Below are 25393 nucleotides of genomic sequence, written 5' to 3'. Positions count from 1 at the left end.
GTCGTCCCGACGCTATATCTGCTGAGGAGACGACAATGAAAATAACCCTGAAACACTTAGCGTACATGGGGGCAAGCTTCACCAGTGCGCTAGCCGTGGCCGATACGGCCAGCCCCCCGCTACTGTCACCCGCTATTCCCTTCGATGTCACCGCCCAAGCGCCCTTCACCCTGGACAACCTGCAACACGATTTTGACGTGCTGTCCTGGCAAACCTTCGTCGCCCTGAACTGGCCCGCCAACGCCGACGGTAGCGCCAATACCGCGTCTAAGATCGGCGGGCCCGGCAAGACGGTGTGGGAGTCCTGGAAAGAGAGCTACGAGATTTTTCTGCCCAAGGGGCAGAAACCGGTGGCATGGGATCAGCAGGCGCCAGTTCCTGCGGCCTGCGAGGGCAAGGGCGACCTGCCGGTGCTGCAGCAGATGGGCAAGGTCGCGGGGGTGCTCGATGAGTTCATCCAGCCCTTCAAGACGGGCCAGTTGGTCGATCAAAGCGGGACCTACACGCGCAACGCGATCATGGTCAACCAGCCGATGTTCGATGACATCGTCAACAATGGGCTGTACAGCAAGGAAGGCCAGCAGGCATTTCTGAGCAAGGCCGACAACCGCATCGCTTTTGCCTGTGGCTCGTCAGAGGACAAGCAGGTGGGCGCAATCATGGTCAAGTCGGCGTGGAAGGTGCTCGACGCCAATGACAACCCGCAGGAATTCCACGCGGTCGACGCGTTGGTCTACACCCCAGGCAACGCCGACCCGAACAGGGGGGCGGTGATCCCCGAGTCGTGTGCGGCGCAGAAGGTGGGGCTGGTGGGCCTGCATATCGTGCACAAAACCAAGAACGCGCCGCAGTGGGTCTGGTCGACCTTCGAACATGTGCGCAACGTGCCGGAAAAAACCACGCCTATAAACGAGCGCAAGGGGCCTTACCTGTTCTATGACGCCAAGGCTAGCGACCGGCCGGTGAACGAGCCGCCTGCGCAACCCTGGGACCCGTCGAAAAAGGCCACCCCCTCGCAGATCGTGCGTGAGGTTCCCATCACTGCGGCTACCCATCAGCTCAACGCCCAGTGGCAAGGTGCGCTCAAGGGCACAGTGTGGGCCAACTACCAGCTGATCAGCACTCAGTGGCCCACCGATGCGGCGGCCGACTGCCAGGTGCCGTCGCCGACCAACCCGCTGGGCACGCCTGCACCGAACTTTCTGGCCAACGCCACGCTGGAAACCTACAACCAGGGCATCACTCCACAGGCGTCTTCCAGCTGCATGGAGTGCCACAACAACGCCACAACCCGCGTGACCCAATCACCGCGTACCAGCTTCGCCGATTTCACTTTCCTGCTTGAACGTGCTCAATCTACCGGCGCCAAGGAGTGATGCCATGAGCGACCAAAGTCTGCAGAATTTCATCGGTTTGTCCGCTGTCCTTACAGGCCTGTCGGCCAAGCTGCTGGCGCCCTCCATCGACCCGGTCAACCTGCCGCCGGTGTTCTTCGCCACCGCCCAGCAAGGCATGGGTACCGAGGCCTTCAGCAGCTTGCTGGAGCTGTTTGCCAGCCTTCAGGGCCAAACGCCTGCGCAAATCGCCAGTGCGGTGTTGAGCAACACCAACCCGCAAATCGCCCGAGGCGCCCGTTCAATCATGAAGCTGTGGCTACTAGGCAGTTGGTACCAGCCCTATGATCTGGGCAGTGCGCGCCAAGGTGATACGCATGTGATCAGCGACCAGGCCTACAAGGAAAGCTGGGCATGGAAGATCGCTCAGTCTCACCCCATGGGCTACAGCCAGTACCACTTCGGCTACTGGGCTGAGCAGCCACCGACCCTCAAGCAATTTACCGGTGTCGACGCCAAGGAAGGGCAGCAGCCATGAGCAATGTACAAACCCAGACCATCGAAACCGCCGACGTGATCGTGGTAGGCGCCGGGATGGCCGGCAGTGTCATGGCCTATCAGTTGGGCCTGGCCGGCTTGAAAGTGCTGGTGCTCGAATCGGGCCCGGCCATTCCCCCCAACCGCAGCGAGTACCTGGAGCGCTTCTACACGGCCGTGCTCAAGTCGCCCGAAGCGCCTTATCCGCCGCAGCAGAGCGAGCAGACCCCAGCCAGTCAGTTCGCGCCGCGGGCAACCATCCAAGACCTGATCACTGCTGGCAGCACAGACCCAGACAAAGCGCAGAAAAGCTACCTGGTGCAAAAAGGCCCACTACTGTTCGCCAGCACCTATGAGCGGGTGGGCGGAGGCACCATGTGGCACTGGATGGGCACCGCGTTGCGGCTATTGCCCAATGATTTTCGCATGCACAGTGCGTATAAGGTCGGCGTCGACTGGCCAATCTCTTACGACGACCTGCAAACCGCTTACTGCCGCGCTGAGGAAGAAATGGGCGTTTCCGCCGATGTTGCGGCGCAAACCTACCTGGGCGTGACCTTCCCCCAAGGTTACCAATACAGCATGCACGGCATCCCGCCGTCGCTGGTGGATCAGGGCCTGGGCAAGGGCATCGATGGCACTCAGTACCAAGGCTTCAATCTGCAGGTGCGGCAAACCCCAGCCGGGCGTAACTCTCAGAACGACAATGGCCGCCGAGTCTGCGCTGGCAACACCAGTTGCACACCGATCTGCCCGATCCAGGCCAAGTACGATGCCACGGTGACCATGGCCAAGGCCTTGGATACCGGTAACGTGCGCATCCTCTATCAAACCGTGGCCAGCAAGGTGCAGGTCGATGCCAACGGCGTCACCGGTATCGACTACATCCAGTACCAGGACGACGGCACGCGCCAGCACGGTGCCGCCCAAGGCCAGCGCTATGTGATCGCCGCCCATGCCATCGAAACGCCGAAGCTGCTGCTCAATTCCGTTGGGCCCCACAGCCCCAATGGCGTTGCCAACAGCAGTGGGCAGGTTGGCATGGGGCTTTCCGACCACCCGGTGTATCTGGCCTGGGGCCTGATGCCTGAGGGCAAGCCGTTGTTCCCGTTTCGTGGGCCGCTGTCCACTTCCGGCATCGAGGACATGCGCGATGGAGCGTTCCGCAGCCAGCGCGCGGCTTGGCGGATCGAGATCGGCAATGAGGGCTGGAATTGGTCGAAGAACGATCCGTATGCAACGGTCTGTGATTTCATCGACGGCACCAACGATGCCGGCGCCAACCCCCAAAACCTGGCGTTGTCCGGCGAGGCCTTGGTGCAGCAGCTCAACAGCGTACTGACCCGCCAGTTCCGTCTGGGCTTTCTGGTCGAGCAACTGGAAAAAGACCCAGACAAAGCCCTGTGCCGGGTGGAGTTGTCGAAAGAGTTCACCGACGGCCTTGGCCTGCCTCGGCCCCAGATCACCTACGATTTTTCTGACTACACCAAGGAGGGCTTCAAGCAGGCGCGTCTGGCTGCCACGCACATCATCACCGAGCTGATGGGCGCCACCGAGCTTACCGACCTTGATCCGGACCCCAAGAAGGGGGCACAGACGGTGTTCGAATACGGTGGCCAGCACTACGCGTTCTATGGCGCAGGCCACTTGATGGGCACCTACCGTATGGGCTCGGATCGCACCAAGTCGGTGGTCGACAAAGACCAACGCAGCTGGGATCACCCCAACCTGTTCCTGGTCGGCGATGGTGTCTTCCCCACCACAGGGACGGCAAACCCGACACTGACTATCACCGCGCTGACTTTCCAGGCCGCCGATGTGGTCGCCAGCGACCTGCTCAAGCGCACGGTGCATGTGCAGGCCAACCAGGCATGGCAGGGCACCGGTGTGCAGGTCAATGGGCAGAGCTGGCAGCTGGCGGTATGCACCGGCGGCCAATGGACAGCCAACCCGAGCACCGGGATGGTCGGCGCGGCAGGCAACCCCGGGTTGATAGCTGCGCCTGGCTATACATTGCCCGGGCAACCGGAAGGCGCGTTGATCGGGCGTATCGGCACTGGCGGTATGCCGTTCCTGGTCGGCGACCAGGCGCAGTTGCCGCGTGGTCAGCAGGGCGAATTGCAGCTGTGCATCAACGATGACCTCACTGGGCGTTATGGGGCTGGGCTGAGTGACAACATTGGCAGCCTGACTGTGGAGGTGCGTTTCGGGGCGCTATAAGCGCTGACTTGCAACACCCCGCAATGCCACAGCGTTGTGGGGTGTTGCGCCTTGATGAGAGTTGGCGCTTGGAGGCTTCGAGGTAATGGGAAAGGGACCAAATAATGCATTTGCAGGTTGTTATGATATAACATCTGCGAATTAGAGCCGGATTAGATTCGGCCATCCAGCCCTTGCGCCAACACGCGCTCTTACCTTGTCGCTTCAGGAGCCTCCATGCGATTTACCCCGGCCTCCCTTGCCATTTTCACGGCAATGGTTACCCCTGACATTTTCGCCGACCAGACCGGCAGCTCGACCATCACCCTGGGTGAAGTGAACATCACCCACACAGCAGGCACGGCATTGAGTACGGAAAATGTGCTCACCTCGGTGGATGTGCTGGGCGGCGATCAGGTCAAGGACAAGAACGTGATGAACAGCTGGCAGTTGCTGGGCCAAATGCCAGGTATTCAGCTGACCGAAACGGGGCAGGGGGCGGAGTCGGGCAAGGTCACGTTCCGTGCGTTCAATGGCGAGGGCTACATCAATGGCATCAAGACCCTGATCGACGGGGTGCCAAGCAACGTCAACAGTGGCAACCAGCGCTTCATCGACATGATCTTCCCGCTCGACATCGAATACATCGAGGTGGTGCGCGGGACCAACGACCCGCGCTATGGGCTGCACAACATCGCAGGCAACATCAACTTCGCTACCCGCCAGGGCGGCAATTATGCCGACAGCCGCCTGACCTACGGCAGCTTCGACACCCGTGAAGTGCAGCTGGCGGTGGGCCATGAAGAGGGCAACTTCGCCCAGAACTACTTCCTGGCCAAGCAGGACAGCAATGGCTACCGTGACCACAGCAATTCCAACAAGTATTCCCTGGGCGGCAAGTGGTTCGTCAGCAGCGACGAGCAGGACCTGCGTGTTGGCGTGATCGCGCGTTTGTATCACCACCAGGCTCAGGAGCCAGGTTTCCTGACCCGCCAGCAGATGCACGACAGCCGCACCCAGTCGCCAGCCAAGAACGGCAACGATGGCGATGACCGCGACATGAAGCACCTGAGCCTGCACGCCGATTGGCAGTTGGCTGACGACCTGAGCCTGAACAGTAAGCTCTACTACAACAGCTACAACGATGACCGCACCATCACCTTCACCGACTACCGCCCCGGCAATGCGCCGCGTCAGCGCAGGCAGTGGGACGAACAGCAAAGGGGCATGCTCAGCAACCTTACCTGGCGCGCCAACGACCTGGTGACCTTGGACGGCGGCATCAACTACGAAGAGCAGGACAACGCCTACCGCCGCATGCGTTATGCCTACGGCGTGCCGACCAATTTCGATGCCCCACCTGCCCGTGTGCAGGACGATGATCGCTATACCCTGCGCAATATCGGTGGCTATGTGCAGGCCGTGGTGCAGCCGACCGAATCGTTGAAGATCATCCCTGCCATGCGCGTCGACAAGTTTTCCGGCAACACCGAGCTGCCCAATGGGGTCAAAGCATCGTTGCAGGATTACGGCTGGATCCGCCAGCCCAAGCTCAGCGTGATTTATAGCCTGACGCCGGAAATCGACCTGTATGCAAACTGGGGCCGGACTTTCCAGATTCTGACCGGCTCCAACGCACCGGCCTACATGACCCCAGGGCAGGCCTCTTACGACCCATCGATCAACACAGGCAAGGAAGTCGGCGTCAAGTTCCAGCCGTTTGCCGGTGCCCAGGCGCGGGTTGCCCTATGGCAGCAGGACGCCACCGACGAAGTTGCCAATATGCCCAGCACCGGCACCACGGTGGGTCTTGGCGAAACCCGGCGCCGTGGCGTGGATATGCAACTCAGCGCCCAGTTGGATGAACAGTGGACCCTGTGGGCTTCCCATGCCATCCAGGAAGCCGAGGTGGTCAAGGCCTACTCGGCAAGCGGCCAGTCGCTGGCCGGCAAGCAGGTGTTTTCGACCCCGCGTTACATCAGCAATCTGGGCGCCGACTACCGCTATAACGATGACTGGAAGTTCGGCATGCAAGGTCGTGCCCAAGGTAGTTACTACATCGATGAGCTGAACGAGCAAGGCAAATACGGAGGCTTCGTGGTGGTGGACGCCAGTGTCAGCTACCGCATCAATGCGTCCACCAGCGTGGACTTGCAGGTCAAGAACCTGCTCGATCGTCAGTACGCCTACGTCTGGTACGACAATTTCTTCTGGGGAGGCGATGACCAGGCCATGTTCTCCCCGGCACCTGGCCGTTCGGCATTCGTGTCGCTCAACATGAGTTTGTGATCATCAGGCCTCGCCAGAGCGCTTGCCAATGTCTCTGGATGACCGTTCAGCGGGCCAGATAGTACTGTTTTGCAGCCTACTGGCCACCGACATGCCCACCTTGTGTGGGCATTTTTTGTGCATATTTCAGAAACGAAGCGCTCTGGCCCGCTGTCTTTAACTGAGAAGGCGGGCGTCGTACTGCCTTATCGCGTAAAGTGCTCACCTGGGCGTCATGCGCAGATGGGTATTGGGTTCGAGCTGCGGGGGCATGGATGCGCAGCGGACCACTTGCACTGGCACTATTCTCCTAACACTCGGGCGTGCGATCGATGCCGGCCCGACGGCGAACGACACCAGGGTATGTATGAGTCTGCAAAAGCGTAACAATGTGCATATCGAGGGCGAAGGTAACGTCACGCTGCTTCTGGCCCATGGGTTTGGCTGTGATCAGTCGATGTGGAGGTTATTGCTGCCACATTTCTCTGCTCGGATGCGCGTCATTACCTTCGACCTGACCGGCGCGGGGCAATCTGACCTACACGCTTACGATCGGCAAAAGTATGGTTCGCTCTGGGCTCACGCCATTGATCTGAACGCCATTATCGATGAGTACGGTCAAGGCCCGGTGATCGTGGTCGGGCATTCGGTAAGCGCTATGATTGCCTTGCTGGCCGAACGGCTGCTGCCTGGCCGGCTGGCCGGTTTGGTGATGATCGGTGGCTCGCCGTGTTACGTGAACACCGATGACTACGTCGGTGGTTTCTCGCTGGATGAGGTGCAGGGGCTGCTCTCTGCCATCGACGAAAACTACCTCGGTTGGTCCAGCACCATGGCGCCTGTGCTGATGGGCACGTCCGGGGAGCCTGCGCTGCAGGACGAATTGCTCAGCAGCTTTGGCCGCACCGATGCGCAGATCGCCCGGCATTTTGCCCGTGTGATCTTTATGTCCGACCATCGCCAGGATGCGATCGGGCTGCACTTACCTACGTTGATTCTGCAAAGCCGGGAAGACCCGGTGGTGCCGGTAGCCGTGGGGCATTACTTGCAACGAAGTCTGCCCAACAGTCAGTTGGTGCTGATCGAGAACTTGGGCCATTACCCGCAGTTGAGCGCGCCCAGTGCGTGCACTGCGGCGATGGAGGATTTTTTCGCCAAGCTCGGCTTTGGCCATGAATGACCCTGCCTCGCTGTACTCGGAACAGTACTTCGACTGTGCCCCCTGTGGCTTGCTGGTCATGGAGGCCGACGGAACGTTGCTGCGCTGCAATGCGACATTGAGCAACTGGCTGGGCTACGACGACGACAGCTTGCTGCTGCGCAGCTTTGACCAGTTACTGACGCTGGCGGGGCGCACGTTCCAGCTCACGCACTGGGGCCCTTTGCTGAACATGCAAGGCTCGGTGTCCGAGGTCAAGATTGGCCTCTGCCACCGTGAAGGTCATGTGGTGGCCATGCTGCTCAACGCAGTAAGGCGTGAAACATCCGAGGGGGTGCGTTATCAGCTGGCGCTGTTCAGCACCACTGAACGTGACCGCAACGAGCATCTGGTGTTTCAAGCCATGCAGCGTGCCGAGGAGCTGCTGGCACAAAAGGTCAGCGCAGAGCAGGCCTTGCAGCGTGCTCAGGATGAACTGGCCGCCGCTTACGCCCAAGCCCAGCAGCGTGCGTTACACGCCGAGCAGATGGTCGCCGTCGCCAGCCACGACCTGAAAAACCCTATGACAGCCATCAAGATGGCAGCCCAGTTGCTGGCACGCGATGCCCACAGTGACCGAGCCCGTCGGCTGCTTTCGAGCATTAGCACATCGGCCGAGCGGGCCCAGCGCATGGTCGTCGACCTGCTGGACTTCGCTTCGATCAGGCTGGGGCAGGGCCTCAGCGTGCGGCGGCGAAACGTGGATTTGCTCGAAGCGGTGGACCAGTGCGTAGGCGAGCTCAGGATAGCCTTGGGCAATACCTGCATCCGTCACCTTTCGCGAGGGCGAGGTCAGCTCGAGGTGGACCATGACCGGTTGCACCAGATGATCGGCAACCTGGTCGCCAACAGCGCGGCTTATGGCGACATGCGCTTCCCCATCACCATCACCACTGATTTCAGCGACGAAGGGGTTGCCCTGAGCGTGCACAATCACGGCCCTTGCATCGCCCAAGAGCTGCTGCCGGTGTTGTTCGAGCCCATGACTCGCGGCAGTTGCCAGCCCGCTGCGCTGCGCTCGGTCGGGCTGGGTCTGTTCATCGTCAAGCAGATCGTCGAAGCGCACGGGGGGCGTATCAGCATGACGTCCAACCCGGTCTATGGCACGACATTCTCGATTTTTCTGCCCGCTTGATTGGCGCGCTCGGTCAAGCTCGCGCAGCAGCGGGCCGGGTGTTAGATCGAGCGTTGGTTCACCCGCTTGGACAGCGCCTCAGCGCTTTCTTTACGTTCGCTATAGCGGTCCAGCAGGTAGTTATCACGGCCACGCAGCAGCAGCGTGAACTTCATCAACTCCTCCATCACATCGACTACCCGGTCGTAGTAGGAAGAGGGCTTCATGCGATCGTTTTCATCGAACTCCAGAAATGCCTTGGGCACCGATGATTGGTTGGGGATCGTCACCATACGCATCCATCGGCCCAGCACACGCATCTGGTTGAGAGCGTTGAACGACTGTGAGCCGCCACACACCTGCATGACCGCCAGGGTCTTGCCCTGGGAAGGCCTTACCGCGCCAAGGGCCAGGGGTATCCAGTCGATCTGCGCCTTGAATACAGCGGACATCGCGCCGTGGCGCTCGGGGGAGCACCACACCTGGCCTTCGGACCACAGCACCAGCTCGCGCAATTGCTGAACCTTTGGGTGTTCGACGGGGGCATCGTCGGGCAGTGGCAAACCGCAGGGGTCAAAGATGATGGTCTCGGCACCCATCAGTTCCAGGATGCGTGCCGCTTCCTGAGTCAGCAGGCGGCTGAACGAGCGCTCTCGGGTCGAGCCGTACAGCAGCAGGATGCGCGGCTTATGGGTGGGCGCGGCTTGTTCGTTGAGCTTCTCGCAGGTTGGGGCGTCGAACAGTTGCAGATCCAGGTTGGGTAAATCACCTGGGTGCTGGGCGGTCAGTTCAGTCATTACAGTTCACCTATCCGGTCCAGCGCCTGCTTGAGTTCTGCAGGTTCGAGCGCGCCATGGTTGAGGGCGAAGAAGGCAGCAAAGCGCAGGCGGATATGGTTGACGGTGGCATCGAAAGCCGCCTGGATTTGTTCATCGCTGCCATCGACCTCGGAAGGGTCGGCCAGGCCCCAGTGGCTTTTTATCGATGGCCCGAAATAGACCGGGCAGGGCTCGCCACTGGCTTTGTCGCAAACGGTGATCACGATATCGGGTGGGCTATCTTGAAACTGCTCGGAGCCTTTGCTGTGCAGCGCTGTGGTATCGACCCCCAAGCTCTGCAGCGTGCTGAGTGCTCGGGGGTTCAAGCGGCCGCTGGGGAAGCTGCCGGAGCTGACAGCGGTCATGCCCGGCGGCGCTACGTGGTTGAACAGGCCTTCGGACAGTACGCTGCGGCAACTGTTGGCGGTACACATGAACAGCACTTTCATCGATGGCTCCTAGGCGTGGAGGCTCAGCCGCAAGGCCAGCGCGGCCAGGGTCACGAGCAGGATGGGCAGGGTGAGCACAGTGCCCACCTTGAAGTAGTAACCCCAGGTGATGCGAATGTTCTTCTGCGCAAGCACATGCAGCCACAGCAAGGTCGCCAGGCTACCGATGGGGGTGAATTTCGGGCCCAGGTCGCAGCCGATCACGTTTGCGTAGACCATGGCATCGTGGATCAGGCCCGTGGCATTGCTGCCCTGGATCGAGAGCGCGCCAATGAGCACGCTGGGCAGGTTGTTCATCACCGATGAAAGCAGTGCGGCGGCTACCCCTGTACCCAGGGTCGCGGCCCACAGGCCGTGCTCGGCTAAGTAGCTGAAAAGCTCAGCAAGGGCATCGGTCAGGCCCGCATTGCGCAAGCCGTACACAACCAGGTACATGCCCAGGGAGAACACCACGATCTGCCAGGGCGCATGCTTGATCACCCGGCGCGTGGAGATGATATGGCCACGGCCGGCGATGACCAGCAGGATAACGGCGCACAAAGCGGCCACAACGCTGACCGGCACGCCCAGCGGCTCAAGCGCGAACAGCCCGGCCAGCAGCAGCCCCAGTACCCACCAGCCGGCGATGAAGGTAGCCCGGTCACGAATGGCCCGCTTGGGTGCATCCAACTGCTCAGGGGCGTATTGGGCCGGGATGTCTTTGCGGTAGAACAGCCACAGCATCAACAGGGTGGCGGCGACGCTCACCAGGTTCACCGGCCACATCACCGAAGCGTACTGGCCAAAGCCCACGCCGAAGAAGTCGGCCGAGACGATGTTCACCAGGTTGGACACGATCATGGGCAGGCTTGCCGTGTCGGCGATGAACCCCGCCGCCATGACGAACGCCAGGGTGGAGGCGGGGCCAAAGCGCAGCGCGGTCAGCATGGCGATGACGATGGGCGTGAGGATCAATGCCGCACCGTCGTTGGCGAACAGCGCAGATACCGCCGCGCCCAGTAGCACCATCAATGCGAACAGTCGCCCCCCGTGCCCCCGGCCCCAGCGCGCCATGTGCAGGGCCGCCCATTCGAAGAACCCGGCTTCATCGAGCAACAGGCTGATGATGATGATCGCGATGAAGGTGGCCGTCGCGTTCCATACGATATGCCACACCGCTGGAATGTCGCCGAGGCTTACTACCCCCGTGAGCAGAGCCAGCACTGCGCCGGCAACGGCGCTCCAGCCAACCCCCAGGCCCTTGGGTTGCCAGATGACCAAGGTGAGTGTGAAAACGAAGATCAGAGCAGCAGTCAGCATCTGTGGACCTCAGCAGCAGGCGGTTTGGCGAATGGGACGGTCTTGCATCGAAGCCAGGCGCCCTTGGTCGTTGTCCACCCAGGCCCGATGGGCCTGAAGCGTCAACTCCAGTACGCCTTTGATCCACTCAGGCAGCTCAGGGTGCAATCGGTAGTAGATCCATTGCCCCTGTCGGCGATCCTCCAGCAGCCCGCAGGCGCGAAGTTGTGCCAGATGACGCGACACCTTTGGTTGTTTGTCATCCAGGGCCCAGATCAGTTCGCATACGCACAGCTCTCCTTCGGCAAGGAGCATCAGCATGATGCGCGCGCGGGTTTCATCACCGAGGCATTTGAATACAGCGGAAGGAGTGAGAGACATTAAAGCCCTATATGCGTTAATGCGAATATCCGAATTAACGCATATAAAGGTTGTTTTGCCTAGCTTGCGGATCGGCACGTTAACGGTGTCATCGAATCTGGGCTTTACCCATCGTCAATCTGGTAATCCTGCCAACCGCAAGCCTTCGGCGAACCGTGCCAAGTCCTCATCACGATGTATCGGCAACCATTGCCTCAAGGTCGATACCCGAAACTTTGGGTCCAGCGCGCGCAAGCGTTGCATGGCCTGCTCGGCAGCGGGCATTCGCCCGGCGCATGCATGGCTTGCCGCCAGCACTGCCACCGCCGCCAGCAGACTGGGCAGATCGATCAGTGCCTTTTCTGCCCATTCCACAGCCTCTTCCAGCTGCCCAGCAAAGAAGTGTGCCAATGCCATGCCCACTTGCATGCGAAACATTTCCGGGTCCAGCGGGCTCAGCCGTGCGGCGTGCTGGAGATTTGCGATGGCGGTCTGCGCTTCGCCCCGTAGCACCCGTAGCATGCCGCCCAAATACCAGGCTGGCGCCAGATTGGGGTTGAGCAGGCGCGCGCGGTCGAGCAAGGCGATGCCACCGTCCAGGTCGCCTGTCAGGTGCCCCAGGGCATGGCCGCCGCGGGTCAACGCCACGGCATCGTCCCGCCCCAGTGCCACGGCCAGGCGTGCCAGGCGGGCGCCTTCGGCAATTTCCTTGGCGCGCTCGTCCATCCAGCCATTGAGCTTGCGCCAGAAATAGCACCAAGCCGCCATGGCATGGGCCGATGCGAACTCTGGATCAAGCTCGATAGCTTGGTAAAACAGCGGCAATGCTTCGGCAATCGCCTCACGGCTGCCGTCATGTAGCTTGGCGGTACCACGCAGGTAATAGTCATAAGCGCACAAGCTTTCGGTGGCTTTGCGCTTGGCCCGATCGATCTCGGCCCGCTCAAGCTGCGGAGCAATCGCGCCTACCACGCTTTCGGCTACTTGGTCCTGGAGTTCGAACACGTCGTCCAAACGGCCCTCGAAACGCTCTGCCCAAAGGTGTTCGCCCGTAGAGGCGTCGATCAACTGGCCGGTAATACGCACTCGGTTGCCTGCTTTGCGCACACTGCCTTCAAGTACATAGCGCACACCAAGTGTCCGGCCCACCTGCTGGATGTCGACACTCCGGCCTTTGAAGGTAAAGCTGGAATTGCGCGCAATGACGAACAGCCAACGGATGCGTGACAGGGCTGCGATGATGTCCTCGACCATACCATCGGCGAAGTAGTCCTGCTCCGGGTCACCGCTGAGGTTATGAAAGGGCAGCACGGTGATCGAGGGTTTGTCGGGTAATGCGAGCCCGATGCCGCCCCCGCGCGGTTCGGCTGCCGATGGCTGGGGGTTGCTGGCCCGTTCCCTGACCTGCCCCACGAAACGATACCCTTTGCGTGCCACGGTGCGGAGCAACCGCTGATCCTCGCCGGAGTCGCCGATGGCCCTGCGCACGGCGTTGATATGGCTGCTGATGGTCGATTCGCAGACGATCTTGCCACTCCATACACGGGTCAGCAGCTCATCGCGGCCCATCACTCGGTCGCGGTGGCTGACCAGTTGCAAAAGCAGATCGAACACTTGAGGGCCGATGTTCACGGCCTGGCCGCACTGGGTGAGCTCTCTGCGCTGCTCATCTAGCACATAGTCGTCAAACTCGAATGGCACGATGTGTCCCTCGCAAGCCCTGGTTCTTGTGTTCGAGGCCACTGTTCACGGGCATGGGTCGATCATACGGCAGCACATTGACCGCTGCACACGGCACAGTTCGCATTGAACAGTTTGGACGCGTTTTCAACGGTTTTTGAAAGCAAATTCCCTTCGTCAACAAGGACACCACCCAGCATTGGGCGCACGCTTGAACCATGACGGCCGCAAATGCATGCGGTCCAGTGTGGAGAGCGTGTATGAAAATCGTGGTTATCGGCGGCACCGGCCTTATTGGCTCGAAGCTGGTAAGCAGCCTGGCTGGGCAAGGGCATGAGGCTTTGGCAGCGGCGCCCAGCACCGGTGTGAACAGCATCACCCGCGAGGGATTGGCCGAGGCAATGAGCGGCGCGGCTGTGGTGGTGGATGTCAGCAATGCGCCGTCTTGGGAGGACCAAGCTGTGTTGCAGTTCTTCCAGGCGTCCACTGGCAACTTGCTGGCGGCAGAGAAAGCGGCAGGGGTGAAACACCATGTCGTGCTGTCAATAGTGGGCAGTGAGCGGCTTCCCGAGAATGGCTATTTCCGGGCCAAGGTCGCCCAGGAGGAGCTGATCAAGCAGTCTGGTGTGCCCTATACCGTGGTGCGCGCCACCCAGTTCTTCGAATTTGTTCAGGGCATTGCCGAGGCCGGCGCTGTTGGGCAAGAGGTGCACTTGTCCCCGGCGTTGTTCCAGCCGGTCGCATCGGACGATGTCGTTGCCGCGCTTACCGATGTGGTGCTGGCGCAACCGGCCAACGGCACCCTCGAGGTTGCAGGGCCCCAGGCAATACCGTTGGATGAAATGGCGCGGCGCTTGCTGCAGGTGCGGGGTGATTCACGCAAGGTGGTCGCGGATGTGCATGCACGCTACTTCGGCGCCGAGCTTGACGATAAATCACTCACCCCCGGTGCGGGAGCGCGCCTTGGCCTTGTGCATTTCGAAGATTGGCTGGCTGGAAACTGAACCCGGCTCACGCATCCCCCATTCAAGGAACACTACTATGTTCAATCGTCACCTCTTGGCCTTCGCATTTGCCGCCCTGACAATCACTCCAGCGCTGGCGGCTGAGCGCCCAGTCAGCAAGGTTACCGTGGTTTTTGATCACCCCCTGCCAAACGTGCCTGGCAAAAGCATGCGTGGGGTGATAGTCGACTATGCCCCGGGCGCGGCATCACCCGCGCATCGCCACCCACAGTCGGCCTTTATCTATGCCACCGTGCTCGAAGGTAAAGTGCGCAGCAGCGTCAACGGCGAGCCGGCCAAAGTCTACAAACCCGGCGAAAACTGGTACGAGGCGCCAGGCGCATTCCATGGGGTCAGCGCTAATGCCAGCGACAGCAAACCCGCCAAGCTCATGGCTGTGTTCGTGCTCGACAGCGATGAGAAGGTCTTGGTCACGCCGAGCGAAAAGTAAAAAACCAAAACCTGGCCAGACTAGCAAACTCAAGCAGCCGCCAGCTTTAGGCTGGCGGCGCTGCTAAGGTAAGCACCTCGACGATCGAACATGAGGTTCAAGATGCTTTCGCACACGCAGATCATTGCCCGAAACCGTGACGCCTGGAATGCGTCGGCCGATCAGCACAGGCGCAGCGCCGAATGGCTTCGGCTAGTCGACGCCGTGCAGAACAAAAGCTTCTCGTGCCTGGACTCGACCTTGACCGAGCAATTGCAGCAGGTGGGCATCGCTGCAAAGGCGGTCATCCAGTTGGGCTGCAACAACGGCCGCGAAGCGCTGTCGCTCTTTGCGCTGGGGGCATCGGAGGTGGTAGGTGTGGACCAGTCCTCGGCGTTTCTCGAGCAAGCGCGGCTGTTGGCCGAACAATCCCCGTATTCACCTGAGTTCGTCGAGGCCGATATCCACGGGCTGGCGGCCAATCTTGACGAGCGCTTCGATGTTGCCCTGATCACCATTGGCGTATTGAACTGGATGCCGGACCTCGGCGCCTTTTTCCATCATGTTGCCAGGGTGCTGAAACCAGGCGGCACGTTGGTAATCTATGAAACGCACCCGTTTCTGGAAATGCTCGACCCTCAAGCCAGCGACCCTTGGCGTATCAGCAGTTGTTACTTCCAAACCGACCCGGTGGTTGAAACCGGTGCAATCGTCTATGAAGGCACCGGCGAGCAGAATGATCTGCAGTCCTACTGGCATATCCACCGAGTGGGCGATGTGCTGGCCGGTGTCATCGGCGCAGGGCTGCAGCTGCGTGCTTTCAACGAGTACCCGCATTCCAATCGGGAAGACATCTACGCGATTTATGAGCAAAACGCGTTGCGCATACCCATGTGCTACGTGCTGGTTGCAGGCAAGTGACCTACCGCACCAGCCTTGGGATGATTCGAACATAAATCAGCTCACTGACAAGCTCTATCAATGTCTGAGTAATCACAGCTGCGGCCGCCAGGCCGCCCAGGCCCTCCGGCAACGCCAGGGCCAATGGCAGCACCACCAGCGAGTTGCGTGTCGCGGCGCTGAAGGTGACCGAGCGTGCCTGGGCTACCGGCAGGCGCAGCAGGCGCGCTGAGGCCAAGCCCAGCAGTGGCGCCAGCAGCATAAAACTGATGTATACCGGGATCACCGGCAGCAACTGGTCAAAATCCCGCAACACCAGGGCAATCTGCGAAGCGACCACAGCCACTAGCACCAACGCCATGGCCGGCACTGGCATCCACGCCCAGGCCTCGTTCCATGCCGCTACCATACGGTGGCGGCGGGCACTAACGTTCGTAAGAATGGCCAGCGCCATCGGCAACACGATCAGCAGCACGAACGCCTCCACGAAGGGGGTGATGCTGACCACCACCGCGCTGCTGTCGCCCAGCAGAAGGGTGAGGTACAGCGGCAGCAGCACCAGCTGCGCCAGTAACAGTACTGGCGTTGCGGCCAGGGTCAGGCGCGCATCGCCTTTGCCAATGTGAGTAAACACCACTACGTAGTCGATACAGGGTGTAAGCAACACCATCAGGGCGCCGATCAGGATCGCCGGGTGTTCGTCCAGGCCGCGGGTCAGTGCCCACACCAGCAGCGGCATGAGGATGAAATTGGCGACCAGCAGCGCGGCCATGAAGCGGCGGTTGCTCAGACTCTGCCGCACGTCGAGGAAGGGGATCTGCAGAAACATCGCATACATCAGGACGGCGATGGCGGGGGTGACCAGCAGGTGAAGATGCTGAGCAGCATCAGTCGCCAGTAGGCCGAAAACCACGGCGGCCACTACGGCGGCAAAATAGAGGGGGATCTGCTGGCTTTCGAGTTGCTCTCTGGTCAAATGGGTGGCCTGTGCTTGGAAATGGTCATCGGTGCACAGGGTAATACGCGCCGGCGTCGAGTGGGCAGTGATTACATGGCCCAGCTCGCGCCGCCAGCGCTTTGAGGTCAGCCTGGATTGAGCCAGTCCACGCCGCGTTCGAGAATGATCAGGTTTAGGGTGCTGGAGTGGGCTGCGGGGTAGCAGGCCAGAAATCCACCCACTGGAAACAACCCATGTACCTCCAGTGGGTGCCCATCTGGGTTGGTCGCGCGAATATCGCACTGGTTTTCACTGACCTGGTAAACGTCGAACGGTGCATCGCGTTGCGCGTCTATGAGTTGCCACTGGGTGGGGTAGGTAGGCTTGGTCGGTTGCACGTTCACCAGACCATCGGCAGTGGTGAATACTCCTTTGCCGAAGTGCGGCCCGCTTCGCAGATAAATACGGTAGCCCGCTTGGCTGTAGCGAAAGTACAGCAACAGCGTCGGCGGCTGGGGGGCTTTGTCGAAGCTGATCAGCCCGAGCTCCTGCTCATGGCTCCAGTCTTTGTCCAGTGCATCGAGCATGCCCAGGGTATGGGTGCCATTCACCCCGTAGGCTGGAAGCTTATGTGGGCTGGCGAGCACTACTGGCCCTGTGGTCATGTTGCCCAGCACGTTGACCGGGTAACCGTCCACCTGCAGGTTGGCAGTGAATGAGCGTTCTACATCAGTAGGCATGAGGCCCTCCGCTAGGGCAGCTGATCGAGGCCCCAAGGTAGTCCCCATGCGACGGCGGCCCCACCTGGAACCTGTACCGCACGGCAAGATGAAACGAAAAAGCCCGGCACATGGCCGGGCTTCCTCACATCAGGCGTTCGCCAATCAGTTGCCGTATACCGGCAGCTTCTTGCAGATGGCTTTTACCTTCTCGCGCACAGCGTCGATCACCGTTTCGTTGTTCAGGTCGGCCAGGATGTCGCAGATCCAGCCGGCCAGCTCGCGGCATTCGGCTTCCTTGAAACCACGGGTGGTCACAGCTGGGGTGCCGAAACGCAGGCCCGAGGTGACGAACGGAGAACGTGGGTCGTTCGGGACCGAGTTCTTGTTCACGGTGATGAAGGCTTTGCCCAGGGCAGCGTCTGCATCTTTACCGGAGATTTCCTGCTTGATCAGCGACAACAGGAACAGGTGGTTCTGGGTACCACCGGATACCACATCGAAACCACGCTCGATGAACACTTCGGCCATGGCCTGGGCGTTTTTCACTACCTGCTGCTGGTAAGCCTTGAACTCAGGCTGCAGGGCTTCCTTGAAGCAGATGGCCTTGGCAGCGATCACGTGCTCCAGCGGGCCACCCTGGGCACCAGGGAAGACGGCGGAGTTCAGCTTCTTCTCGATCTCTTCGTTCTTGCGAGCGAGGATCAGGCCACCACGTGGGCCGCGCAGGGTCTTGTGAGTGGTGGTGGTGACCACGTCGGCGAATGGCACTGGGTTCGGGTAGACGCCAGCGGCAACCAGGCCGGCAACGTGGGCCATGTCGACGAACAGGTAGGCACCGACCTTGTCGGCGATGGCGCGGAAGCGGGCGAAGTCCAGAACCTGCGAGTAGGCCGAGAAGCCGGCAACGATCATTTTCGGCTTGTGCTCGACGGCCAGGCGCTCGACTTCGTCGTAGTCGATCAGGCCGTTGCCGTCGATGCCGTACTGGATGGCGTTGTACAGCTTGCCCGAAGAGCTGACCGAAGCACCGTGGGTCAGGTGGCCGCCGTGGGCCAGGCTCATGCCCAGGATGGTGTCACCGGCCGACAGCAGCGCCAGGTAGACCGCGGCGTTGGCTTGCGAGCCTGCGTGTGGCTGAACGTTGGCGTAGTCAGCGCCGAACAGCTCCTTGGCACGGTCGATGGCCAGTTGCTCGACCACGTCGACGTATTCGCAGCCACCGTAGTAGCGCTTGCCTGGGTAGCCTTCGGCGTACTTGTTGGTCAGGACCGAGCCCTGGGCTTCCATGACTGCCGGGCTGGTGTAGTTTTCCGAAGCGATCAGCTCGATATGCTCTTCCTGGCGCAGGGCTTCTTGCTGCATGGCTTCGAAGAGCTCGGCGTCGTACTTGGCAATGGTCAAATCACGGCTGAACATGGCGGTCCTCAAGGATCGGGGTAATTTGGGGGGGCATTCTAACCGATTGATCCGCGCCTGGCATATGAAGTGGCATCAAGTCGCGGACCAATGGGCTTCATGTTGCATCCCGCGCCGTGTCTGGGCTGGCTGGTCACGGGAGTTGACTTTTGAGTCCGTTTTTTTGCCCAGGATTTAGCCATGACGCGGGCTTTGTGCGGGGTTTGCGCGAAGCCTGCGGCGCGGTGGATCGCAGCGGCTGCGTCGATGTTCGCGGGGCCTGCGCAGCCAGGACATTTACTCCCACTGCACTGTACTGTTCACTGAAACATGAACAGCGTTTCGTTGGAGAACTGCGCCTCGAACTGATGGGCCGGCATCGGCCGCCCGAACAGGTAGCCCTGGACTTCGTCGCAGCCATGCTCGCGCAGGAACTCCAGTTGTTCATGGGTCTCGACACCTTCGGCGATCACCGCCAGGTTCAGGCTGTGGGCCATGGCGATGATAGCCCGAGCGATCTGCGCGTCCTGCTCGCCTTCGGGCAGGCCGTCGACGAACGTGCGGTCAATTTTCAGCACGTCGATTGGGAACTGCTTGAGGTAGTTCAGCGACGAGTAACCGGTGCCGAAGTCGTCGACCGCGATGCTCAGGCCCAGGTTCTTCAGGCTGGCCAGAATCTGCATTGCTTCATCGACCTCACGCATCAGGATGCTTTCGGTCAGCTCCAGCTCCAGGCACGCCGGTGGCAGGTTGGTTTCCTCGAGAATGGTTGCGATACGCGTGCCCAGTTGGCCATCGGAGAATTGCCGCGCCGAGATGTTCACCGACACCTTCGGCACACGTACCTTGTTCTTGTGCCAGTGCTTGAGCTGGCGGCTGGCCTCGCGCAGCACCCAGTCGCCAACATCCACCACCAGCCCCAACTCTTCGATGACCGGGATGAAATCCCCAGGCGGTACCAGCCCTCGAGTCGGGTGGCGCCAGCGCAGCAGCGCCTCGGCACCGGTAAGGCGCTTGCCGTCACCGCTGAACTGCGGCTGGTAATAGAGGATGAACTCGTTCTGTTCCAAGGCGTGGCGCAGGTCGCTTTCCAGCTCCAGGCGCTCCAGGGCGCTGGCGTTCATTTCGGTCTGATAGAACTGGAAGTTGTTCTTGCCGCGCTCTTTGGCGTGGTACATGGCGGTGTCGGCGTTCTTCATCAACTGGCTCAGCTCGTTGCCATCCTGCGGGCTGAGTGCAATACCGATGCTGGCGGTGACGAAAAACTCACGGCCTTCGAGCACGAACGGCCGCACCAGGCCGCCGAGGATGTTTTCGGCAACATGAATGGCTCGGTTCAAGGCCATGTCACGGGTGGCGCGTGGTTGCAGCAGTAAGGTGAACTCGTCGCCGCCCATGCGCGCCACTGTATCGTCTTCGTCGACGCAGGCCAGCAGGCGCAGAGCCATGTCCTTGAGCATGCGGTCGCCTGCCGCATGGCCCAGGGAGTCGTTGATCGGCTTGAAGCGGTCCAGGTCAAGGAACATCAGCACAACCCAAGACTTCTGCCGCTCGGCCTGTTGCAGCGCGGTGTGCAGCCGGTCCTGGAACAACGTGCGGTTGGGTAGGTGCGTCAGGGCGTCGTAGTAGGCCAGGCGATGAATGCGCTGTTCGCTAGCCTTGCGCTCGCTGATGTCGGTGAAAAAGCATACATAGCTGGCCAGGTCGCCCTCGTCGTCCAGCACCGCGGTGATGCCGACCCAGGCTGGGTAGCGGTCGCCGTCGCGGCGCTTGAGCCACACTTCGCCTTCCCAGCTGCCGCGCTGGTGAAGTTGCTTGAGTACGTAGCGCAAGTGGCTTTCCTGCTGGTCCTCGACCACCAGCATGGCCGGCAACTGGTCGAGCACATCGCTGACCGCGTAGCCGCTGACCCGGCTGAATGCTTCGTTGGCCTGCACGATGTAACCTGCTGGATCGGTGATGAGGATCGCCGAGGTGGAATGCTCGAAAACCGTCGCGGCCATGCGCAGGTCTTTTTCCGCACGACGCTGCTGGCTGATGTCACGGCCAACCCCAAGCACGCCCTGGAAGCGTTGCTGATCGTCCCACACCAGCACCAGCCGCAGTTCGATGGGGATTTTGCGGCCATCGGCGCGCATGCAGTCGAACAAGAACAGCTGCGTTGGCAGCTGGCTGCGCAGACGCTCCAGCAGTTCGCTGTCACCCAAGGCTTTGCTCACCCGCTCCATCAGGCTGTAGATGCCGGTGAGCTGAGCGGGGTTGGCGATGATCGATTGCCAGCCGTTGGCGAAGATCCACTCGGCCTGGTAACCCAGCACGGCCTGCACCGACGGGCTGAGGTAGTTCAGTTGCAGGCGGCTGTCGGTGGAAAAGATAACGTCGCTGATGCTTTCGGCAAGCATGCGATAGCGTTGTTCGCTGTCGCGCAGCGACTGGCTGGCCTCGATCTGCACCGTGACATCCTTGCCTATGCCGATGATGCGGGTCACCAAGCCTTCTTCATCGCGGGTCAGCACCTGCTCGCGAATCTCGTAGCAGCGCCAGCCACCGTCATGGTGGCGGAAGCGCAGTTGCGTGTGCAGCGACTGGCTGGGGGCAAGATCGCGTTGTTGCTGACGCAGCGCCCGGTAGTGCTCGGCATCTTCAGGGTGCAGCAGCAACTCCCAGAAACGATCGCCCATCTGGGCAAGCTGGGTGCGGTCGTAGCCCAGGGTTTGGCCCAGGTGACGGTTGCTGAAGATCATTCGCTGGCTAAGCACGTCCTGCACGTAGAGCTGGTCCGGCACGGTACGCACCACGTCGGACCAGAAGCTTTCACGCTCCAGCAACGACAGTTCTACCTGTTTGCGGCTGGTGATATCGCTGATGCTCAGGATCACCGCCTGATAGTCGCGACGCTCTTGTGGCAGGCGCGCCATCAGCCACAGGTGCAGCTCGCCACCCAGCGGCGCGGACAGGCGCACTTCAAGTTCCAGGGTTGGGCGTTGCTCGATCAGCGCGTCGATCAGTTGCATGCCCACGCTTTCACGGCCGTCTCCGCTGCCGTCGATCAAGCGTTGCCAAGCCCCTTCGTGACATTGCACGTTGAGCAGGTGGCGCGCCACCTGGTTGATCTCGGTGATCTTGAGCTCTTGCAGCAGCGCACGGCGCAAACCAGGGTCCAGTGCCAGGCTTTGCTTGAGCCCGGCCAGGTTGCGCAGATGATAGCGGTCAAGCTGCCCAGGCAGGCTCGACAGGTCGAGCACGCACAGCGCTACGCCTGTGCCTTCGAAGATTTCGTGGTAGCGCCGACGGTCCTCGTGCAAGGCACGCTGGCGCCGGCGCATGCTGATCAGCGCCAACACCGGCAGCAGGGCACAGAGCAGCGCCAGCAGGCACTTGCCAATCAGGGCTGGCAGCAGGTTCTTCCGAGCCTGGCCGGCGTCGAACAGGCCGCGCAACTGCCAGGTGCTGTTGTCGATGAAGGCGAGCATCACGCTTTGCAGCGGCTCATCACTGGTTTGTACCGGAGCATGGCGTTCCAGTACCTCGCCGGTGCGGCTGTTTTCCAGCAGCCAGAGTGGATGCCCAGGGCTATCCAGGTGGGTAGTGAGCACTTGGTAATAGTTAGGTGACAGGCGCAGCAGCCAGTAGCCGCGGCCTTGTTCGGTCGTCTGACGCAGCAGCAGGTAGAGGGTGCGATTGTCTGCGGCGTTGGTGTAGAAAAAATTCCGGCCTTGACTCAACCCCAGCAGCTCGTCAATGAACTGGCGGTCGGGGCTGCCCTCCAGGCTGTCGCTGCGTACCTGCCCAGCCTCGTCCAGCCACGCCAGGTCCTGCAGATCAGACAGGCGCTCGCGCAGTGTGGCCAGCAGACTGGGCATCGCATCGGCCGCCGGTGCTTTGACGTAAGGCTGGAGCACAGTGAGGGCCTGCTGGGCTTTGAGCGCCATGTTCAGGCCCAGGTGGTCGGCGAGTTCTGCACTGGCATTGAGGTGCTGCAGGCGCTGGTCGTCCTGGGTGTGGCGGAACTGCGCGAGCAGTTGCCACAGCAGCAACCCCAGCAGGATCAATGCCAGCAGGGCCAACGCACCTTTGACCGAACCCCGCAGCGAAGCGACTGGGGCCGACGGAGCGGGGCGCAGCAGGGTCGAAGGTTTGAGATTGGTCAAGCGTTGGTCCTGCGATTGGGCTGGCGATGGCAGGGTAGGAACATGCACGGTATATGCCGGTGTCTGCACGAGCCTTGACCGTGAGGGCGCACTATAAAGCCGGACATTCGAACGGGCTAGCATGCCTGTGATTGTGGCAATGTGCCAGCTCGATTGTCCGAGGCCGATGGTCGTCGTGCTGCGCAGCCGTTCGGCAAGCCCCTGCATCCTGTGCGAGAATGCCGCCCGCTTCAATGACAACGTATCGGAGATGTTCCGTTTTGGTTACTCACTTTTCCACCAATGGCCTCGATTCCGCCTGTGGGCGCAGCAGTCAGACCCTTGTCAGCACTGCCGTGACCACGGACGTATCCTGCAAATCCTGCCAGCGTTCGCTGGGTAAACCCGAGGCGGCAGGGGCCGCGAAAAACAAGACACCCTCACTGGCTGAGCTGCGCAAGACTGCCAAGGCACAGGTGACGGTCGAAAAGGTGCCTGTGGCGGGCATGACCAAGCCGGCTGGCAAGGCTGCTGGCGAGCCGACCGTTGCCACGCAACCCGTTCGCAGCGGCGGCTTCAGCGTCAAGGCCGCTTACGCCGCGCGCCTGGCCGAGCAGGCAGGCCGTAGCCGCCTGCCCCGTGGCAAGGCTGGCAAACAGCGTCACGTCTGAGCCATTTTCGGCGGCTGCACGGGCCCGCTCGCGGTTCACCTGGCTCCCACAGTGATGCCCAGGTCAATGTGAGCGGGTTCAACTGCGAAGGGGCCGGGCCAGGCCATGATGCCTTCAGGGTCACGATGCTCCCGTGCCACCATACGACCACACTGTGCAACGCTGCGCGTTGGCGTAGAATGGTCGACTTTGTTCAATGACACCCCGTAAACACATCCCCCTGCCCCCTCAATGCCGGGGCAATCGTCGATGTCTTTACCTATCTGATAGAGGGCTTGGTTTTGGCTCAATACGTCTACACCATGCATCGGCTGAGCAAAGTCGTGCCGCCGAAGCGGGAAATTCTCAAGAATATCTCCCTGTCGTTCTTCCCAGGCGCCAAGATTGGCGTACTCGGCCTGAACGGTGCCGGTAAATCGACCCTGCTGCGGATCATGGCTGGCGTCGATAAGGAATTCGACGGCGAAGCCCGTCCGATGCCCGACATCAACGTAGGTTACCTGCCGCAGGAACCGCAACTGGACCCTAACAAGACCGTGCGTGAAGTGGTCGAGGAAGCGGTCAGTGTGATCAAGGACGCCCAGGCTCGCCTGGACGAAGTCTACGCGGCTTACGCCGAGCCAGATGCCGACTTCGACAAGCTGGCCGCCGAACAGGCCAAGCTCGAAGCCATCCTGCAGGCTGCCGATGGCCACAACCTTGAGCGTCAGCTGGACGTTGCCGCCGACGCCCTGCGCCTGCCTGCCTGGGATGCCCGCATCGAGCACTTGTCCGGTGGTGAGAAGCGCCGCGTGGCCCTGTGCCGCTTGCTGCTGTCGGCCCCTGACATGCTGCTGCTGGACGAGCCGACCAACCACCTGGACGCCGACTCGGTAGCCTGGCTCGAGCGCTTCTTGCATGACTTCCCCGGCACCGTGGTTGCCATCACCCACGACCGTTACTTCCTCGACAACGTCGCCGGCTGGATCCTCGAGCTGGACCGCGGCGCTGGTATCCCGTACGAAGGCAACTACTCGGGCTGGCTGGAAGCCAAGTCGGAGCGTCTGGCGCAGGAGTCCAAGCAGCAGAGTGCCCACGAGAAGGCGATGAAAGAGGAACTGGAGTGGGTGCGTAAAGGCGCCAAGGCTCGTCAGTCCAAATCCAAGGCTCGCCTGCAGCGCTTTGAAGAAATGCAGTCGCAGGAATTCCAGAAGCGCAGCGAAACCAACGAGATCTACATCCCGGCCGGCCCGCGCCTGGGTGACAAGGTCATCGAATTCAAGAACGTTACCAAGGGCTACGGCGATCGCGTGTTGATCGACAACCTGTCTTTCGCCATGCCAAAAGGCGCTATCGTCGGCGTTATTGGTGGTAACGGTGCAGGTAAGTCCACTTTGTTCCGTATGCTGATGGGCAAAGAGCAGCCAGACTCTGGCAGCATCGAGATCGGCGAAACCGTGCAGCTGGCCTGTGTGGACCAGAGCCGTGAAGACCTCGATGGCGCCAAGACCGTGTTCCAGCAGATCTCTGACGGCTCCGACCAGATCCGCATCGGTAACTACGAGATTCCATCGCGCACCTACGTTGGCCGCTTCAACTTCAAAGGCGGCGACCAGCAGAAGTTCGTCAAGGACCTGTCCGGTGGTGAGCGTGGCCGCCTGCACTTGGCTTTGACCCTGAAGGAGGGCGGCAACGTCCTGCTGCTCGACGAACCTTCCAACGACCTTGACGTTGAGACGCTTCGCTCGCTGGAAGAAGCCCTGTTGGACTTCCCGGGGGCTGCCATTGTGATTTCCCACGACCGTTGGTTCCTGGACCGTGTGGCCACTCACATCCTGGCGTACGAAGACGATTCGAACGTGGTGTTCTTCGAAGGTAACTACACCGAATACGAAGCCGACCGTAAGAAGCGTTTGGGTGACGCTGCTGCCCAGCCTCACCGTGTGCGGCACAAGAAGCTGGCCCAGTAAGCCAGTCTTTTTGATGCACA

20 protein-coding genes are annotated in these 25393 nt (G+C 61.0%); 11 read left to right on the top strand and 9 right to left on the bottom strand.

Features of this window, described 5'->3' with window-relative positions; genetic code table 11:
• The first annotated feature begins 35 nt into the window (after positions 1-35).
• From HU725_RS19650 to HU725_RS19625, 6 genes are all read left to right on the top strand, one after another.
• Positions 36-1376 carry a cytochrome C gene (locus HU725_RS19650; RefSeq protein ID WP_186478221.1) on the top strand — a complete coding sequence of 447 codons (1341 nt, stop codon included), beginning with the start codon at positions 36-38 and terminating at the stop codon, positions 1374-1376.
• A gap of 4 nt (positions 1377-1380) precedes the next feature.
• Positions 1381-1872: a sorbitol dehydrogenase gene (locus HU725_RS19645; protein ID WP_186478222.1), complete on the top strand. Its 492-nt coding sequence runs from the start codon at positions 1381-1383 to the stop codon at positions 1870-1872.
• Positions 1869-4091 (top strand): GMC family oxidoreductase, encoded by a 2223-nt coding sequence (locus tag HU725_RS19640; protein WP_186478223.1) that lies wholly within the window; start codon positions 1869-1871, stop codon positions 4089-4091. Before HU725_RS19645 ends, HU725_RS19640 begins: the two co-directional genes overlap by 4 nt.
• 216 nt (positions 4092-4307) lie before the next feature.
• Positions 4308-6359, top strand: coding sequence for a TonB-dependent receptor (locus HU725_RS19635; RefSeq protein ID WP_186478224.1), 2052 nt, complete (start codon positions 4308-4310; stop codon positions 6357-6359).
• Positions 6360-6705: 346 nt separating this feature from the next.
• Positions 6706-7518 (top strand): alpha/beta fold hydrolase, encoded by an 813-nt coding sequence (locus HU725_RS19630; RefSeq protein ID WP_186478225.1) that lies wholly within the window; start codon positions 6706-6708, stop codon positions 7516-7518.
• A complete protein-coding gene (locus tag HU725_RS19625; RefSeq protein WP_186478226.1) occupies positions 7511-8671 on the top strand; it encodes a PAS domain-containing sensor histidine kinase in 1161 nt (386 codons plus the stop codon). The genes HU725_RS19630 and HU725_RS19625 overlap by 8 nt, the downstream gene beginning before the upstream one ends.
• A gap of 41 nt (positions 8672-8712) precedes the next feature.
• On the opposite strand, the gene arsH is transcribed toward HU725_RS19625, so the two are convergent.
• From arsH to HU725_RS19600, 5 genes are all read right to left on the bottom strand, one after another.
• Complete coding sequence (arsH, locus tag HU725_RS19620) at positions 8713-9447, bottom strand: arsenical resistance protein ArsH (protein ID WP_186478227.1); 735 nt, start codon at positions 9445-9447, stop codon at positions 8713-8715.
• On the bottom strand, positions 9447-9917 hold the full coding sequence (locus tag HU725_RS19615) for an arsenate reductase ArsC (RefSeq protein ID WP_186478228.1): 471 nt from the start codon (positions 9915-9917) through the stop codon (positions 9447-9449). The genes arsH and HU725_RS19615 overlap by 1 nt, the downstream gene beginning before the upstream one ends.
• Positions 9918-9926: 9 nt before the next feature.
• Positions 9927-11216 carry an arsenic transporter gene (locus tag HU725_RS19610; RefSeq protein WP_186478229.1) on the bottom strand — a complete coding sequence of 430 codons (1290 nt, stop codon included), beginning with the start codon at positions 11214-11216 and terminating at the stop codon, positions 9927-9929.
• Positions 11217-11225: 9 nt separating this feature from the next.
• On the bottom strand, positions 11226-11576 hold the full coding sequence (locus tag HU725_RS19605; protein WP_186478230.1) for a metalloregulator ArsR/SmtB family transcription factor: 351 nt from the start codon (positions 11574-11576) through the stop codon (positions 11226-11228).
• A 114-nt stretch (positions 11577-11690) separates the two neighbouring features.
• Complete coding sequence (locus tag HU725_RS19600; RefSeq protein ID WP_186478231.1) at positions 11691-13256, bottom strand: winged helix-turn-helix domain-containing tetratricopeptide repeat protein; 1566 nt, start codon at positions 13254-13256, stop codon at positions 11691-11693.
• Positions 13257-13495: 239 nt separating this feature from the next.
• On the opposite strand from HU725_RS19600, the gene HU725_RS19595 reads away from it, so the two are divergent.
• The 3 genes from HU725_RS19595 (at position 13496) to HU725_RS19585 (ending at position 15590) form a co-directional block, all read left to right on the top strand.
• Positions 13496-14239, top strand: coding sequence for an SDR family oxidoreductase (locus HU725_RS19595; protein ID WP_186478232.1), 744 nt, complete (start codon positions 13496-13498; stop codon positions 14237-14239).
• A 37-nt stretch (positions 14240-14276) separates the two neighbouring features.
• Positions 14277-14690 (top strand): cupin domain-containing protein, encoded by a 414-nt coding sequence (locus HU725_RS19590; protein WP_186478233.1) that lies wholly within the window; start codon positions 14277-14279, stop codon positions 14688-14690.
• A 90-nt stretch (positions 14691-14780) separates the two neighbouring features.
• A complete protein-coding gene (locus tag HU725_RS19585; RefSeq protein ID WP_060480405.1) occupies positions 14781-15590 on the top strand; it encodes a class I SAM-dependent methyltransferase in 810 nt (269 codons plus the stop codon).
• Position 15591: 1 nt separating this feature from the next.
• Here the strand turns inward: HU725_RS19585 and HU725_RS19580 are convergent, their stop codons facing one another.
• The 4 genes from HU725_RS19580 to HU725_RS19565 form a co-directional block, all read right to left on the bottom strand.
• Positions 15592-16545 carry an arsenic resistance protein gene (locus HU725_RS19580; protein WP_186478234.1) on the bottom strand — a complete coding sequence of 318 codons (954 nt, stop codon included), beginning with the start codon at positions 16543-16545 and terminating at the stop codon, positions 15592-15594.
• Between the two features lie 107 nt (positions 16546-16652).
• Positions 16653-17246 (bottom strand): hypothetical protein, encoded by a 594-nt coding sequence (locus tag HU725_RS19575; RefSeq protein WP_186478235.1) that lies wholly within the window; start codon positions 17244-17246, stop codon positions 16653-16655.
• Between the two features lie 144 nt (positions 17247-17390).
• Complete coding sequence (glyA, locus tag HU725_RS19570; RefSeq protein ID WP_186478236.1) at positions 17391-18644, bottom strand: serine hydroxymethyltransferase; 1254 nt, start codon at positions 18642-18644, stop codon at positions 17391-17393.
• A gap of 299 nt (positions 18645-18943) precedes the next feature.
• On the bottom strand, positions 18944-22774 hold the full coding sequence (locus HU725_RS19565) for a sensor domain-containing protein (protein WP_186478237.1): 3831 nt from the start codon (positions 22772-22774) through the stop codon (positions 18944-18946).
• A gap of 260 nt (positions 22775-23034) precedes the next feature.
• On the opposite strand from HU725_RS19565, the gene HU725_RS19560 reads away from it, so the two are divergent.
• Complete coding sequence (locus HU725_RS19560; RefSeq protein ID WP_186478238.1) at positions 23035-23424, top strand: hypothetical protein; 390 nt, start codon at positions 23035-23037, stop codon at positions 23422-23424.
• A gap of 281 nt (positions 23425-23705) precedes the next feature.
• A complete protein-coding gene (gene ettA, locus HU725_RS19555; protein ID WP_060480616.1) occupies positions 23706-25373 on the top strand; it encodes an energy-dependent translational throttle protein EttA in 1668 nt (555 codons plus the stop codon).
• Positions 25374-25393: the final 20 nt, after the last annotated feature.

It is taken from the genome of Pseudomonas promysalinigenes, assembly GCF_014269025.2.
GTDB classification, from domain to species: domain Bacteria; phylum Pseudomonadota; class Gammaproteobacteria; order Pseudomonadales; family Pseudomonadaceae; genus Aquipseudomonas; species Aquipseudomonas promysalinigenes.
The sequence above is the reverse complement of the archived record's forward strand: the minus strand, read 5'-3'. Positions and strand labels throughout refer to the sequence as shown.

Excerpts from the sequence above, each read along its gene's own strand:
- HU725_RS19640 (WP_186478223.1), top strand. The coding sequence starts at position 1,869 with ATGAGCAATGTACAAACCCAGACCATCGAAACCGCCGACGTGATCGTG.
- HU725_RS19610 (WP_186478229.1), bottom strand. The coding sequence starts at position 11,216 with ATGCTGACTGCTGCTCTGATCTTCGTTTTCACACTCACCTTGGTCATC.
- HU725_RS19605 (WP_186478230.1), bottom strand. The coding sequence starts at position 11,576 with ATGTCTCTCACTCCTTCCGCTGTATTCAAATGCCTCGGTGATGAAACC.
- HU725_RS19595 (WP_186478232.1), top strand. The coding sequence starts at position 13,496 with ATGAAAATCGTGGTTATCGGCGGCACCGGCCTTATTGGCTCGAAGCTG.
- HU725_RS19585 (WP_060480405.1), top strand. The coding sequence starts at position 14,781 with ATGAGGTTCAAGATGCTTTCGCACACGCAGATCATTGCCCGAAACCGT.
- HU725_RS19575 (WP_186478235.1), bottom strand. The coding sequence starts at position 17,246 with ATGCCTACTGATGTAGAACGCTCATTCACTGCCAACCTGCAGGTGGAC.
- HU725_RS19630 (WP_186478225.1), top strand. The coding sequence starts at position 6,706 with ATGAGTCTGCAAAAGCGTAACAATGTGCATATCGAGGGCGAAGGTAAC.
- HU725_RS19635 (WP_186478224.1), top strand. The coding sequence starts at position 4,308 with ATGCGATTTACCCCGGCCTCCCTTGCCATTTTCACGGCAATGGTTACC.
- HU725_RS19590 (WP_186478233.1), top strand. The coding sequence starts at position 14,277 with ATGTTCAATCGTCACCTCTTGGCCTTCGCATTTGCCGCCCTGACAATC.
- HU725_RS19615 (WP_186478228.1), bottom strand. The coding sequence starts at position 9,917 with ATGAAAGTGCTGTTCATGTGTACCGCCAACAGTTGCCGCAGCGTACTG.
- HU725_RS19645 (WP_186478222.1), top strand. The coding sequence starts at position 1,381 with ATGAGCGACCAAAGTCTGCAGAATTTCATCGGTTTGTCCGCTGTCCTT.
- glyA (WP_186478236.1), bottom strand. The coding sequence starts at position 18,644 with ATGTTCAGCCGTGATTTGACCATTGCCAAGTACGACGCCGAGCTCTTC.
- HU725_RS19650 (WP_186478221.1), top strand. The coding sequence starts at position 36 with ATGAAAATAACCCTGAAACACTTAGCGTACATGGGGGCAAGCTTCACC.
- HU725_RS19625 (WP_186478226.1), top strand. The coding sequence starts at position 7,511 with ATGAATGACCCTGCCTCGCTGTACTCGGAACAGTACTTCGACTGTGCC.
- arsH (WP_186478227.1), bottom strand. The coding sequence starts at position 9,447 with ATGACTGAACTGACCGCCCAGCACCCAGGTGATTTACCCAACCTGGAT.